The sequence below is a fragment of the Lentisalinibacter orientalis genome (genome assembly GCF_040706535.1).
GTDB classification, from domain to species: Bacteria; Pseudomonadota; Gammaproteobacteria; order Steroidobacterales; family Woeseiaceae; genus Lentisalinibacter; species Lentisalinibacter orientalis.
Genome location: NZ_JAPDRJ010000005.1, coordinates 257,468 through 271,115, shown reverse-complemented (window position 1 = coordinate 271,115; position 13,648 = coordinate 257,468). Strand labels below are relative to the sequence as shown.

Annotated in this window: 14 protein-coding genes; 3 read left to right on the top strand and 11 right to left on the bottom strand. The window is 70.4% G+C overall.

Going from position 1 to position 13,648, the window contains the following annotated elements; genetic code table 11:
* Nucleotides 1-5 precede the first annotated feature (5 nt).
* Nucleotides 6-530 (top strand): dihydrofolate reductase, encoded by a 525-nt coding sequence (locus tag ACJMK0_RS17025; protein WP_405240302.1) that lies wholly within the window; start codon nt 6-8, stop codon nt 528-530.
* On the opposite strand, the gene ACJMK0_RS17020 is transcribed toward ACJMK0_RS17025, so the two are convergent.
* Genes ACJMK0_RS17020 through ACJMK0_RS16970 form a run of 11 tightly spaced genes read right to left on the bottom strand, consistent with a single transcriptional unit; the run spans nt 490 to nt 11,770 of the window.
* Nucleotides 490-1,881 (bottom strand): FAD-dependent oxidoreductase, encoded by a 1,392-nt coding sequence (locus ACJMK0_RS17020; protein ID WP_405240135.1) that lies wholly within the window; start codon nt 1,879-1,881, stop codon nt 490-492. The two genes, ACJMK0_RS17025 and ACJMK0_RS17020, sit on opposite strands and share 41 nt — an antisense overlap.
* A gap of 10 nt (nt 1,882-1,891) precedes the next feature.
* Nucleotides 1,892-3,178 carry a kynureninase gene (gene kynU, locus ACJMK0_RS17015; RefSeq protein ID WP_405240133.1) on the bottom strand — a complete coding sequence of 429 codons (1,287 nt, stop codon included), beginning with the start codon at nt 3,176-3,178 and terminating at the stop codon, nt 1,892-1,894.
* Nucleotides 3,175-4,179 carry an amidohydrolase family protein gene (locus ACJMK0_RS17010; protein ID WP_405240131.1) on the bottom strand — a complete coding sequence of 335 codons (1,005 nt, stop codon included), beginning with the start codon at nt 4,177-4,179 and terminating at the stop codon, nt 3,175-3,177. The genes kynU and ACJMK0_RS17010 overlap by 4 nt, the downstream gene beginning before the upstream one ends.
* 4 nt (nt 4,180-4,183) lie before the next feature.
* Entirely contained in the window at nt 4,184-4,696 is a 513-nt protein-coding gene (locus ACJMK0_RS17005; protein WP_405240129.1) for a 3-hydroxyanthranilate 3,4-dioxygenase, read from the bottom strand.
* Between the two features lie 55 nt (nt 4,697-4,751).
* Entirely contained in the window at nt 4,752-5,174 is a 423-nt protein-coding gene (locus ACJMK0_RS17000; protein ID WP_405240127.1) for a RidA family protein, read from the bottom strand.
* A 9-nt stretch (nt 5,175-5,183) separates the two neighbouring features.
* Nucleotides 5,184-6,011 (bottom strand): symmetrical bis(5'-nucleosyl)-tetraphosphatase, encoded by an 828-nt coding sequence (locus tag ACJMK0_RS16995; RefSeq protein WP_405240125.1) that lies wholly within the window; start codon nt 6,009-6,011, stop codon nt 5,184-5,186.
* Between the two features lie 33 nt (nt 6,012-6,044).
* A complete protein-coding gene (gene apaG, locus ACJMK0_RS16990; protein ID WP_405240123.1) occupies nt 6,045-6,428 on the bottom strand; it encodes a Co2+/Mg2+ efflux protein ApaG in 384 nt (127 codons plus the stop codon).
* A gap of 56 nt (nt 6,429-6,484) precedes the next feature.
* A complete protein-coding gene (gene rsmA, locus ACJMK0_RS16985; protein WP_405240121.1) occupies nt 6,485-7,273 on the bottom strand; it encodes a 16S rRNA (adenine(1518)-N(6)/adenine(1519)-N(6))-dimethyltransferase RsmA in 789 nt (262 codons plus the stop codon).
* A gap of 7 nt (nt 7,274-7,280) precedes the next feature.
* Entirely contained in the window at nt 7,281-8,273 is a 993-nt protein-coding gene (gene pdxA, locus ACJMK0_RS16980) for a 4-hydroxythreonine-4-phosphate dehydrogenase PdxA (protein WP_405240120.1), read from the bottom strand.
* A gap of 7 nt (nt 8,274-8,280) precedes the next feature.
* Nucleotides 8,281-9,576, bottom strand: a complete 1,296-nt coding sequence (locus ACJMK0_RS16975; RefSeq protein ID WP_405240118.1) for a peptidylprolyl isomerase — start codon at nt 9,574-9,576, stop codon at nt 8,281-8,283.
* Nucleotides 9,577-9,601: 25 nt separating this feature from the next.
* Nucleotides 9,602-11,770, bottom strand: a complete 2,169-nt coding sequence (locus tag ACJMK0_RS16970) for an LPS-assembly protein LptD (protein ID WP_405240116.1) — start codon at nt 11,768-11,770, stop codon at nt 9,602-9,604.
* 185 nt (nt 11,771-11,955) lie between these two features.
* On the opposite strand from ACJMK0_RS16970, the gene ACJMK0_RS16965 reads away from it, so the two are divergent.
* Both ACJMK0_RS16965 and murU read left to right on the top strand, forming a co-directional pair.
* Nucleotides 11,956-12,972 carry an aminoglycoside phosphotransferase family protein gene (locus ACJMK0_RS16965; RefSeq protein WP_405240114.1) on the top strand — a complete coding sequence of 339 codons (1,017 nt, stop codon included), beginning with the start codon at nt 11,956-11,958 and terminating at the stop codon, nt 12,970-12,972.
* Entirely contained in the window at nt 12,969-13,640 is a 672-nt protein-coding gene (gene murU, locus ACJMK0_RS16960; protein WP_405240112.1) for an N-acetylmuramate alpha-1-phosphate uridylyltransferase MurU, read from the top strand. Before ACJMK0_RS16965 ends, murU begins: the two co-directional genes overlap by 4 nt.
* Nucleotides 13,641-13,648 lie beyond the last annotated feature (8 nt).

Sequence of the window (13,648 nt, the reverse complement as noted above, 5' to 3'; positions counted from 1 at the left end):
CACGGGTGTCCGCCACGCCCGTCGTCTCGCTCATCGTGGCCGCTGCCGCCAACGACGTGATCGGCGTCGACAACCGCCTGCCCTGGCACCTGCCGGAAGACCTGCGCCGCTTCCGCGACATCACCATGGGCAAGCCGATCGTGATGGGCCGGCGCACCCACGAGTCCATCGGCCGGGCGCTGCCCGGCAGGCGCAACATCGTGCTGAGCACAAGGCCCGGCTACTCCGCCGAGGGTTGCGAGGTGGCGGACGGGCTGGAGGCGGCTCTCGCGCTGGCGCGGGACGCGGATGAGGAAGAGGTAATGGTGATCGGCGGCGCGGCGCTCTACCGCGAGGCGCTGCCGCTGGCGCGGCGCATCTATCTCACCCGGCTGCACCGCCCGTTCGAGGGAGACACCCGCTTCCCGTCCCTGGACAATGCCGACTGGCGCGCGGTGGAGCGGCAGGACTTCCCCGCCGGCGGGGAACGCGAACTCGGCTACAGCTATCTCACGCTGGAGCGCAGGGCAGCGGCGCCAGCCGCTCGCTGACGAGGCGCTCGGCCAGCGCCAGGTCCACGTCGGCCAGCGAGTGCGCGCCGGCGGTCAGCTCCTCGAGCAGCCGGGCCTGCACCTCGCCCCGGGCCAGCGCTTCGGCGTAAGGGATCTCCGCGTGGAACATCACCATGGAGTAGCGGGGCACGAAACGGTCCGGGCAGCGGCGCTCTAGCTCGAAGGCGAGGGCCTTCTTCAGGTGGAAGCGGGGGTCGCGCACCGTGTCGCGCATCTCCACGTAATTCTCCAGCGCCATGTCGGCGATGGCCTCTGCGTTCGGGCGGCGCAGCCGGCTGAACTCGCCGAACAGTCGTTCGCGGTCGTCGCAGCCGCCGTCCAGCAGCCGGCAGAATTCGGCGCAGTCCTCGAAGCCCGCGTTCATGCCCTGGCCGTGGAACGGCACGATGGCGTGGGCCGCGTCGCCGATCAGCAGCACGTCTCCGCCCAGGTGCCACGGCTCGCAGCGCACCGTGCCGAGGATGCCGACCGGGTTGGCGGCGAACTGTTCCGCGAAATCGGGAATGAGCCCCGGGGTGTCCGGGAAATGGCGCTCGAAGAACTCCCGCACCGATGCCTCGTCGTCGAGCGAGGCGAAACTCTCCGGGCCCTCGTTGGGCAGGAACAGCGTCACGGTGAAGTCGCCGCCCGGGTTCGGCAGCGCGATGAGCATGAAGCCGCCCCGCGGCCAGATGTGCAGCGCGCCCGGGTCGATGCGGAAGCCGCCGTCCTCCGCCGGCGGGATGGTGAGTTCCTTGTAGCCGTGGGCCAGCAGGGACTCGCCGGCGCTGATGTGGCCGGCATCGGCCAGCGCGCGCCGCACGACCGAGCCGGCGCCGTCGGCGGCGATCAGGGGTGCCATGGCGACCTGCCGCTCGGCACCGGTCTGCTCGTGGCGGAGCGTGGCCCGCCGCGCATCGAGATCGATGCCGCTGCAGCCCTCGCCGAAGTGCAGCCGGGCGCCGGCTGCCTCGGCGGCGTCCAGCAGCACCCGGTTGAGGTCGGCGCGGGACACCGAATAGTTCTCCTCGCCTTCGTGCTGACCGTAGGGCTGGAAGTCGAGGCCGCCGTCCTCCTGATGCAGCAGGCGCCCGGACATGGGCATCAGCAGCGGCTCCACCGCCTCGGTCAGGCCGGCCAGGGCCAGCCCCCGCAGACCCCGGGCGGCCAGGGCCAGGTTGATCGAGCGGCCGCCCTGGGCATTGTGGGTGCGCAGGTCCGGCTGGCGCTCATACAGGTCCACGGCATGGCCGCGGCGGGCGAGCAGCACGGCCAGCAGCGAGCCGGTCAGTCCCGCGCCCAGGATGGCGATGGGGTCGTCGCCGGTGCCGTGCAGGGCCGTGCCGCTCATGCCAGGCCGCTCATGCCAGAGCCTGGGTCATGGCGGCGGCCTCGGCGAGGCGCTCGAGGAAGGCCTCGACGTCCGCGTAGGAGTTGTACAGCGGCACCGGGGCCACACGGATGACGTCCGGCTCGCGCCAGTCCGCGATCACGTTCAGGCGCTCGAGGTTCTCGAACAGGTCCCGGCCCGTGAGGCCCATGCCGCGCACCACCAGTGAGAGCTGGGCGCCGTGACTGGCCGGATCCTCCGGCGTGAGGATGCCGAAGCCGCCGGGGAACCGCTCCGCGAGCCGGCGGCGCAGATAACCGGTCAGCGCCAGGGACTTCTCGCGCAGCGCGCCGATGCCCGCGGCGTCGAACAGCTCCAGCGAGGCGATCACGGGCGCCAGCGCGAGCACCGGCGGGTTGCTGAGCTGCCAGATGTCCGCGCCCGGCGCGGGCGTGAAGTCCTTCGTCATGCGGAAGCGGGTGCTCTCCTCGTGGCCCCACCAGCCCAGCAGCCGGGGCAGGCTGCGGTCGCGGCAGTGGCGTTCGTGCACCCAGGCGCCGGCGATCGCGCCCGGGCCGCCGTTCAGGTACTTGTAGCTGCACCACACCGCGAAGTCGGCGCCCCAGTCGTGCAGTGACAGCGGCACGTTGCCGACGGCATGCGCGAGGTCGAGACCCACCGTCACGCCGTGGCGCTGCGCCAGCCGGCAGATCTCCGCCATGTCCAGACACTGGCCGGTGTAGTACTGCACGCCCGGCAGCAGCAGCAGTGCGATCTCGTGTCCGCGGCGCTCCAGCAGCGCGGCCAGGTCTTCCGTGCGCAGGCCGTGCTCTCCCTCCGGCGGGCGCCATTCCAGCAGATCCCGGTCCGGGTCGTGGCCGTGCCAGGCGATCTGGGAGGCGGCCGCATAGCGGTCGGACGGGAAGGCGTCGGATTCGATGACGATGCAGCGGCGCTCGCCTTCGGGCCGGTAGAAGCTCGCCATCAGCAGGTGCAGGTTGACCGTGAGCGTGTTCATCGCCACGGTCTCGGCGGGTGTGCCGCCCACCAGCGCGGCCAGCGGCTCGGCCGCCCGCCGGTGCGCCGGCAGCCAGGGGTGTTCGCCCTCGACGTGCCCGCGCACTGCCAGGCGGCCCCAGGCATCCAGCTCCGCGCGCACCGCGTCGGCCGCACGGCGCGGCATCAGGCCGAGGGAGTTGCCGCAGAGATAGACGGGCGAGCGGCCGTCGATACGCTCCGGGAAGACGAACTCCTCCCGGAAGCCGGCCAGCGCATCGGCCGCGTCCAGCCGCCGGGCCTCTTCGAACGCCGCGCTCACTGGAAACGGCTCCGGTCCACGTCCAGCCACTCCAACGCCGTGCCGGCGAGCAGCCGGTCCTGCACGGCCGCGTCGAGGTCCATGGATTCGATCAGGGCGCCCGGGTGGTGCTCGCCGAGCGGGAATGGGTAGTCGCTGCCGAGGGCGATGGCCTCCGCGCCGAACAGCTCGATCATGTACTCGAGCATGCGCCGGTCGTGCACCAGCGAGTCCACGTAGAAGCGGCCGAGATACTCCGAGGGCGGCACCGTGTTCTTGACCGCGACGATGTCGGGCCGCACGGCGAAGCCGTGCTCCAGGCGCCCGATCAGCCCGGGGAAGGCGCCGCCGCCATGGGCGAAGGCCACGCGCAGGTCCGGCAGCTTCTCGAACACGCCGCCGAAGATCAGCGAGCAGACCGATAGCGCCGTCTCCGCCGGCATGCCCACCAGCCAGGGCAGCCAGTACAGGTTCATGCGCTCGCGGCCGAGCATCTCCCAGGGATGCACGAACACGGCCGCGCCGAGCTCGGCGGCGGCCTCGAGTACCGGGAACACCCGCTCGTCGTCCAGGTTCCAGCCGTTCACATGGGTGCCGATCTCCACGCCGTGCAGTCCGAGCTCGAGACAGCGTTCCAGTTCGCGGATCGACAGGTCCGCGTCCTGCATCGGCAGCGTGCCGAGGCCGAGGAAGCGGCGGGGGTGCTCTTCGACCAGCGCGGCGATGTGGTCGTTCAGCAGCGCGGCCAGGTCGGCCGTATCCCGCGGCTTGGCCCAGTAGCTGAACATGACGGGCACGGTGGAGAGTACCTGCACGTCCACGCCCGTGGCGTCGCAGTCGCTGATGCGTACGCCGGGGTCCCAGCAGTTCGACTGCACCTCGCGGAAGTTCCTGCCGTCCAGCAGCATGCGCGCGCAGCCGGGCCCGTGATGCTCCAGCTGCACGAAGCCGCCGTAGCCGTAGCGTTCCTTCAGGTCCGGCCAGTCCGGCGGCAGCACGTGGGTGTGGATGTCGATCTTCACGGGCTCAGCGCGGCGGCATCACGGCTCCGCAGTTCGGGCAGCTGCGGTTCTCCTCGCTGCCGTAGAAGCGCTCGAAGACCGGCGGCAGCTGCTTCACGATGTCGTCGACGTGCAGGAATTCCTCGTACAGCTTCGTGTCGCACTCGTTGCAGAACCACATGAATCCGTCCAGCTCCTCGGGCGCGCGCTTGCGCTCGACCACGAGCCCCACCGTGTCGGCATAACGCTGGGGCGAGTGGGGCACCCGGGGCGGCAGCAGCAGGATCTCGCCCTCGCGGATGGGGATGTCCACCCGCTCGCCGTCCTGCATGGTCCTCAGCAGCATGTCGCCCTCGAGCTGGTAGAAGAATTCCTCGCCCTCGTCCCAGTGGTAGTCGTCCCGGGAATTCGGCCCGCCGACCACCATGATGATGAACTCGCCGTCCTCGAAGACCTGCTTGTTGCATACCGGCGGCCGCAGTGCGTCCCGGTTGGTGTCGATCCAGTCGCGGAAATTGAAGGCGGTGAGGGGTCTCATATCTCTCTCCCGGCACGTGTCCGCGGGCGTTCCGCTGCGTGTTCCATGGCGCGTTCTAGAGGGCCGCGATGCATTTCAGCTCGATGGCGATGGGCGTCGGCAGCCGGTTCACCTCGACGGTGGTCCGGCAGGGGCCCGCGCCGGGGAAATAGTCCGCATAGATGCGGTTGAACGCCTCGAAGTCGCGCTCGATGTCGGTCAGGAAGACGGTAATGTCCACGAGTCGGTCCCAGCCGGAACCTGCGGCCTCGAGCACGCTCTTCACGTTGCGGAAGACGGCGTGGCACTGGGCCTCGATGTCGTAGTCCACCACGCGGCCTTCGTCGTCCCGGCGCACGCCGGGTATGTCGCCGCCCGCCGGGTCCCGCGGGCCCAGCCCGGACAGGAACAGGAGCCCCCCGGCCCGCCGGGCGTGAGGATACGCGCCCACCGGCGGCGGCGCCGCGCTCGTGCTGATGGCCCTGTCGTCGGATTCCACGGGGAGATTCTAGCGCGACTGGTCCCGGCATTTTACCTTCACCGGCTTCGCCGCCCGGTCCAGGCGCAACGCCGTGAGGGCGCGGCCCCACACGCAGCCCGTGTCCAGGCAGACCAGATCCGGCTCGTTCAGCAGTCCCAGCGCCGACCAGTGGCCGAAGACGATACGCGTGCCGGCCAGCGCCCGGTCGCGCGCGCGGTACCAGGGTGTGAGCTTCGGCGGCGCGTCTTCCGGCGGGCCCGTAAAGTCGAAATCGAGCCTGCCCTTGCGCGTGAGCATGCGCATGCGGGTGAGCACGTTGACGATGAAGCGCCACCGCGGCACGCCGTGCAGATCGTCGCGCCAGCGGTCGGGCTCGTTGCCGTACAGATGCGCCAGCAGCTTGGAGGGGCGCGGACCTCTCAGTACCGTCTCTACCTCGGCTGCCAGGGCGAGCACCGTGTCGAGGTCCCAGGCGGGCAGCACGCCTGCGTGGACGAGCACCGTGTCCAGACCCTCGTCGTAGTGCACCAGCGGGCGGTTCTGCAGCCAGTCGATGAGCTCGTCGCAATCGTGGGCGCGCAGGATGGGCTTCATGGCGAGGGAGGCCGAGCGCTTGGCCGCGGTGCGCTCGTGGGCGATCACCAGCAGGTGCAGGTCGTGGTTCCCCAGCACGGTCACCGCCGCGTCGCCCAGGGATCGGACGAAACGCAGGGTCTTCAGCGACTTCGGACCGCGGTTGACCAGATCGCCGGCGAGCCAGAGCGTGTCCCGGCCCGGGTCGAAGTCCAGTTTATCCAGCAGGCGCCGGAAGGGGTCGTAGCAGCCCTGCAGGTCGCCGATGGCATAGACCGCCATGCTACGGTCTCCGCTGTCGCGGCCGCGGGTCCGCTAGTGCAGCAGACCCGGCACGGCCAGGGTGAATGGCGCGATCGGGGCATCGAAGCGCACGCCGTCGTCGGCCAGCATCTGATAGCTGCCCTCCATGCTGCCCACGGGCGTCTCCAGCACCGTGCCGCTGGAGTAGCGGAACTGCTCCCCCGGATTGAGATGGGGCTGCTCGCCCACCACGCCGTCGCCGCGTACCTCCTGCACCTTGCCATTGGCATCCGTGATGATCCAGTGCCGGCTGAGCAGCGAGGCGGGCACATCGCCCCGGTTGGCGATGGTGATCGTGTAGGAGAAGACGTAGCGGTCCAGCTCCGGTTCCGATTGCTCGTCCAGGAAGTGGGTGCTCACGTCCACGCTGATGCGGTGATTCGGCTTGTCGGTCATGGCCTCTCGGCTGGCCTCTCGCTGCGGAAAATCGGGTGGGCATCTCGTTCGGGGCGTCATTCTAGCGCATCGTCCCGCTCGCGCAGCGCCCGGTTGGCGAGCCGGGCGAATTCCTCCGGCGCGAGCCGTTCCGGTCGCAGCGTCGGGTCGATGCCTTCCTCGGCGATGGCCTCCGCGGTGAGCCATGCCGCCAGCGCATTGCGCAGCGTCTTGCGCCGGCGCGAGAACGCGCCGGTCACGAGTGCGGCGAACAGACTCTCGTCACCGACCTCCAGCCGTCGGGCGCGGGGCACGAGCCGGACCACGCTGGACTGTACGCGGGGCGGCGGCCGGAAGGCCTCCGGCGGCACGTCGAACAGGCGCTCGACCTCCATGGAGCAGGCGAGCATGACCGTGAGGCGGCCGTACTGCTTGCCGCCGGGGGACGCCGCCATGCGGTCCACGACCTCCTTCTGCAGCATGAAGTGCATGTCGCGTATCGCCCGGCGCTGCTCGACGAGGTGGAACAGCAGCGGGGTCGAGATGTTGTAGGGCAGGTTGCCGACGACACGCAGACCGTCGCCGAGTGCGGCGAAGTCGAACTTCAGGGCGTCGGCTTCGTGCACGGTGACGTTCGCGGCGCCGGCGTAACGGGAGCGCAGTGCCGCCGCGAGGTCCCGGTCGATCTCCACGGCGTCCAGCCTCACGGGCAGCGCGGCGAGCGGGGCGGTGAGGATGCCTTCGCCGGGCCCGATCTCCACCAGGTGGTCGCCCCCGGCGGGGCCGATCGCCGCGACGATGCGCGATACCACGGAGGGATCGCGCAGGAAGTGCTGGCCGAAACGCTTGCGCGGTCGGTGGCTCAAGTTGGGCTCATCCGCCGCGCCCGGCGAGCTCGGCCGCATAGCGCAGCGCGACGCCGAGGCTGGCCGGGTCGGCGCGGCCGCTGCCGGCCAGCGCGAGGGCGGTCCCGTGGTCCACCGACGTGCGCACGATGGGCAGCCCGAGCGTGATGTTCACGGCCTTGCCGAAGCCGGCATACTTGATCACCGGCAGACCCTGGTCGTGGTACATCGCAAGCACCGCATCCGCCTTGCCGGCGGTGTCCAGGAAAGCGGTGTCGGCGGAGACGGGGCCCTCGATGGCGATCCCGCGCGCCCGCAGCTCGTCCAGTGCCGGGGCGATCACGTCGATTTCCTCCCGACCCAGATGCCCCCCCTCGCCGGCGTGCGGATTCAGACCGCAGACCCGGATCTTCGGCTCGTCGATGCCGAAACGCCGGCGCAGGTCGCCGTGCAGCACGTCGATGACCCGCGTGAGCCGTTCCGCCGTGATCGCCGCGGGGACCTCGGCCAGCGGCAGGTGGGTGGTCGCCAGTGCGATGCGGAGCTCGTCGGTGGCCAGCATCATCACCGGCAGCGGCGCACCGGTGGCCTCGGCCAGGAACTCGGTGTGGCCGCTGAAGGACAGCCCGGCCTCGTTGATGACGCTCTTCTGCAGGGGCGCGGTCACCAGCGCGTCGAATTCGCCGTCCAGGCAGGCCCGGGCCGCCCACTCCAGGCCGGCCAGCAGCGCGCTGGCGTTGGCCGGGTCCGGCGTGCCGCAGCACTCGACATTCGGCAGGGGGAACGACATCACCGGAATATCGCCTGGCGTGTGGCCGCCGCGGCGGGGATCGCCCCGATGGTACTCCGGCAGCACCACGTCGATGCCGAGCGCGGCGGCGCGCTCGGCCAGCTGGCGCCGGTCGCCCACCAGCACCGTCTCGGCGGGGAGGGGCCCCGCGGCGAGCATCAGGCAGATGTCGGGCCCGATGCCGGCCGGCTCGCCGGCCGTCAGCACCAGGCGTGGGGATGCGGCGGCCACGGCCGCCTCAGATGCGTTTGTCGACGAAGGCCTCGTCGCGCATGCGCCGGAGCCACAGCTGGGTCTCCTCCTCCAGCTTGCCGGCCCGAATGCTGTTCACGCAGTTGCGCTCGCGTACCTCGGCGGTGTTGTCGTAGACGCGCCGGTCCGTCACCTCCAGGATGTGCCAGCCGAAGCGGGAGCGGAACGGTTCGCTCAGCTCGCCGATCTCGAGCGAGTTCGCCACCTCGGCGAATTCGGGCACGAAGGTGCCCGGCGAGGTCCAGCCGAGGTCGCCGCCTTCGGCCGCGGAGCCCGGATCGTCCGAGTTGAGCTGGGCCAGGTCGCCGAAGCTCTCGCCGGCCAGGATGCGCTCGCGCAGTTCCGCCAGCTGCTGGCGAGCGGTGGCGTCGTCGATGATCTCGTCGGGGCGAATCAGGATGTGACGGATGCGCGACTGGTCGACCTCGCTGCGGGCGATGGCGCCGCGCGCGTCGTTCAGCTTGATGATGTGGAAGCCGCTCGCATTGCGTATGGGCTCGGCGATCTCGCCGGGGGAGAGATTCTCGACGACGCCGGTGAAGAGCGTCGGCAGCTGGGTGCCCTTGCGCCAGCCGAGGTTGCCGCCTTCCAGCGCGTTCTGGGCGTCGGAGTAGCTCACCGCCGCCTTGGCGAAGTCGGCGCCGTCCTGCAACTCCTCGTACAGCCGGCGGGCCTCCACCTCGGCCTCGCGGAACTGTTCCGCCGTGGCGTTGGCGGGCACGCTGATCAGGATGTGGGAGATGTCGAACTCGGAGTTCGCGCCGACGTTCGCCTCCAGGTTCTCGAGACAGCGGTTGATCTCGCGGTCGGAGACGTTGATGCGGCTCATCACGTCCACCTGTCGTAGCTGCTCCAGCGCCAGCTGGTCGCGCATCTCCTCCCGGTACATCGTGTAGTCGAGGCCCTGGGCCGCCAGTGCCGCCGGAAGGTCTGCGAAGGAGATGTTGTTGCGCTGCGCGACGTCGGCCAGCGCGCTGTTCAGCATCTCGTCGGAGATGCGGATGCCGATGCGCTCGGCGCGCTGCAGCTGTATGCGGTCGATGATCAGCCGCTCGAGGATCTGGTCGCGCAGCACCTCGGGAGGCGGCAGCTGGACGTTCTGCTCCTGCAGGCGCGAGAGCACCAGCTCGGTCTGGTTGTCGAGTTCGCTCTCCAGCACGACGCCTTCGTTGACGACGGCCACGATGCTGTCGAGGCGCTCGCTGTCCTGGGCGCCGGCCAGCGCCGGCAGCAGGAAGGCGAGGACCCCGAACGAGATTGTCAGGGATACGGTTCTGTACATAGGAATGAAGGGGGCGTGAGAGTGTTCAGTCACGTGAATAGCCCAGAATACCACGTTCCAGGAGCTCGTCTGCAGGGTCTCCGACACTGGTCAGGCCCTTCAGTTCCAGCTGGATGGCGATGGACGAGTCGGCCGTGCGGTCCCGGCGGCTGATGTAGCGGCGGGTGACGAGCCGGATACTCCAGCAGCAGCTTTCATACTCCACGCCGACGAAGCGTTCGAGCGTCGTGTCCTCGCGCAGGGAGTAGTTGTAGCGGCCGACGAGGTTCCAGCGCTCGCCGATCGGCCAGCTCCACGAGACGTCCGCCTGCTCGATGGAGCCGCGGCGGAAGCGGTAGGAGAAATTCAGCACCCGGTCGTCCTCCGGGCGGTACTGCAGCCGGATCTCCGAGCGCGTGGTGGTGTCGGTGTCGGAGTTCCACTGGTGGCCGAAGTCCAGGTTCCAGTTGCCGTATACGTCGAAGCCGAGCTCGGCGATGTAGTCCGACGAGTCGGCGGAGACGGGCGCGAGCCCCGGCAGGGTCACGCCCTGGTCGCTCAGGTAGCGGGTCTGACCGATGGTGGCGCGCAGCAGCTGGCGGCCGCTGGCCGCGTCGAACAGGCGGGTGGTCACGCCCAGGGCGACCTGGTCGGTATCGGCCAGCCGGTCCGGCCCGACGAAGCGGTTCTTGCGAAAGACCTGCACCAGGTTCAGGTCCGGCTCGATGGTGTCGAAAACCGGCAGGTTCTGCTGGTCCGTGTAGGGCACGTGCACGTACAGCGCCCGGGGCTCCAGCGTCTGTATCCAGCCCCGCTTGTCGATGCTGCGCTCGAAGATGGCGCCGGCGTCGACGCTGAACAGCGGCACCGTGCGGCTCGGCGCGTCCGCCTCCCCCGGGGCCGTCTGGGTCAGGCCGTAGGCCGTGTGGTCCACCTCGATGCCGGGGCGCAGGTACAGCCCGGGCCGCTCGATCGAGTACTCGAACCGGGGCCGGGCGTTCAGCCGCCAGCCGGTGACGCCGGCGTCCCGGTCGAAATAGGTCAGCTCCGAGTCGATGCCCCAGGACGGCCCCGTTCCCGTCGACGGCCAGTCGCCGGAGGCGGTCAGCCGCGGCAGCTGCCGGTAGGGTTCCTCCTCGCCGGTGATGGTGGAATCGATGGTCTGGAAGATGCGGAAATCCGCGGCGAGGTACCAGTGGCGGCCGGGGTAGTCGAAGCGCAGGCTCTGGTTCAGGTGGGTGGTGCTGGCCTCGCTGAGGCTGCCGCCCAGGTCCTCGAAGTAGTTGTCGTCGGAGACGCTGCGCACGTCCAGCAGCGCCCGCCAGCGGTCGGCGATGATGGTGCGGTCCTGCAGGCGCAGATAGACGCGGTCCTCGCCGGTCTCGTCGTCGCCGGGCAGATACTCCAGTTCGGCGGTGCCGTCGCTCGATCCGGTGAGTACGCGCAGCTCGGTGTTGAGCTGCATGCCCCGGCGGGTGAGCAACCGCGGCGTGATGGTGGCGTCGTAGTTCGGGGCGATATTCCAGTAATAGGGGACGCTCACGTCCGTGCCGTTGCGCCCGCTGCTGCCGATGTCGGGAATGAGGAAGCCGGATTTGCGCGCCGGGCTGATCGGGAACGACAGCCACGGGGCGTACAGGATCGGCACGCCCTGGAATTCCAGCTTCACGTCGCGGGCGGTGCCGACGCCCTCGGCGGTATCCAGGCGGATGCGATCGCCGAGCAGCTGCCAGTCGTCCTTGCCGGGCGGGCAGGTGGTGTAGCTCACGTCTTCCAGCGTGAGCAGTCCGGAGCGCTCGATCTGCAGCAGCCCGGCCTCGCCGCGGGAGCTGCGGGCGGCCAGGCCGAAGCGGGCGTCCTCGAAGCGGATCAGGCCCTCGTCATAGCTGAAACGGGCGAGCTCGCTCTCCACGTCCGCGTCGGGACCGCCGTAGCGCACGCCGCCGGCCAGGCTCAGGGCACGCAGGGCCGGATCGTAATCGGCCTGCTCCGCCTCCAGCAGGAAGCCGGAGCGCTGCAGCCGCACGCCGCCGCTGAGCGAGGCGCCGCCGCCGAGCGTGAGTTCGGCCTCGCCGGCCTCCAGCTGGATCTCCTCGTCGTCGGCGTCGGGGTCGCCAGGCACCGCCGGAGCATCGGGCGCGGCAGTGTCCGCGACCGGCGGCGTCACCACCGGGTCCGCCTGACAGTCCAGCCGTTCCTGTGCGCGCGCAGGCAAGGAGGTCGCAACGAGCAGGCAGGCCATTGCGGCGAGGCGGAGCGTACTGGGCAGCAAGGTGGGATGAACTCGCTCGTGATTTTTTGCTACCTTCGCACAGTTTCCCGACCCCTTCAAACCGGCCGATCCGCCGGCTGGCGCGGCCTCCGGCCCCCGCGGCGGTCCTCGAATGGAGTATCCCGGCATTGCGTGACGACAGGCTTCGCGAGCTCGAGGAATGGCTCGTCCGCGACTGCGGGATGACCCTCGACGACCTGCGGCCGGCATCGGCGGACGCGAGTTTCCGCCGCTACTTCCGGGTGCTGAGCGGCGGCCACAGCTATATCGCGATGGACGCCCCGCCGGCGCAGGAGGACAGCGAGCCGTTCCTGCGGATCGCCGGCTGGCTGCAGGCCATCGGGCTCACGGCGCCGCGGGTCCTCGAGGCCGACCTCGGCGCCGGGTTCCTGCTGCTCACCGATCTCGGCGACGAGCTCTATCTGCACCGGCTCCGGGCCGAGCCCGGAGAGGCCGACCGGCTGTACGGAGCCGCCATCCGGGCGCTGGTGCAGCTGCAGCGCGGCGGCGCCCGCCACGCGGCCGAGCTGCCGCCGTACGACCGTGAGTTCCTGCACACGGAGATGGCGCTGTTCCGGGACTGGCTTTGCCAGCGGCACCTGGCGCTGGACTGGTCAGCGGACGATGCGGCCGCCTGGGACGCCGTCACGGACCGGCTGGCCGCGAGCGCCGTGGCCCAGCCCGCGGTCTTCGTGCACCGGGACTATCACTCCCGCAACCTCATGGTGACGGCCGAGCCGCCGGGTATCCTCGATTTTCAGGATGCCATGCACGGCCCCGTCACCTACGACCTGGTATCGCTGCTGAAGGACTGTTACATCACCTGGCCGCGAGAGCGAGTGCTTGCCTGGGTGGACGTGTACCGGCAGGAGGCGCGTGCGGCGGGTCTCCGTCTCGACGGCGCGGCCGACGGGGACGGCGGGTTCCTGCGTGCCTTCGACCTCATGGGCGTGCAGCGGCATCTCAAGGCGGCGGGCATCTTCGCCCGGCTCTGGCACCGGGACGGCAAGCCCGGCTACCTGGCCGACGTGCCCCGCACGCTCGCCTACGTGACGGCGCTCCGCGCCGACTACCCGGAGCTCGAGTGGCTCTGCGCCCTGATCACCGAGCGGGTGCTGCCCGCGCTGTCGGAGCGCGCGCCGTGAGCGCGACGCGGGCCATGATCCTGGCCGCCGGCCGCGGCGAGCGGCTGCGCCCGCTGACGGACACCGTGCCGAAACCCCTGGTGGAGGTGGGCGGCGAGACGCTGATCGAGCGCCACATCCGTGCGCTGGCCCGGGCCGGCATCACGGAGATCGTGATCAACCTGGCCTGGCTCGGCGGGCAGATCGTCGACCGGCTGGGGCAGGGCAGCCGCTACGGCGTCACCCTCGTCTACAGCCCGGAGGGCGAGACGGCGCTGGATACCGGCGGCGGCATCCGGCGGGCGCTGCCGCTGCTGGGCGCCGAGCCGTTCTGGGTGGTGAACGCCGATATCCATACCGACTACGAATTCACCCGGCTGCCGCCGCCGGACGACGCCATGGCCTGGCTGGTGCTGGTGCCGAACCCGGAGCACAATCCGCGGGGCGACTTCTCCCTTGAGGACGGCCTGGTGGGCAGCGGCGGCGGCCGGCGCCACACCTACTCGGGCATCGGCCGCTATCGGCCGGAGTTCTTCGCCCGTGTGGAGGAGGGCATCTTCCCGCTCGCGCCGCTCATCCGCGAACACGCGGCCGCCGGCCGGGTCCGCGGCGAGCTCTACACCGGCGCCTGGCACGATCCCGGCACGCCGGCCCGCCTGTCCGCGCTGCGCCGACGGCTGACCCGCTAGCACGACCC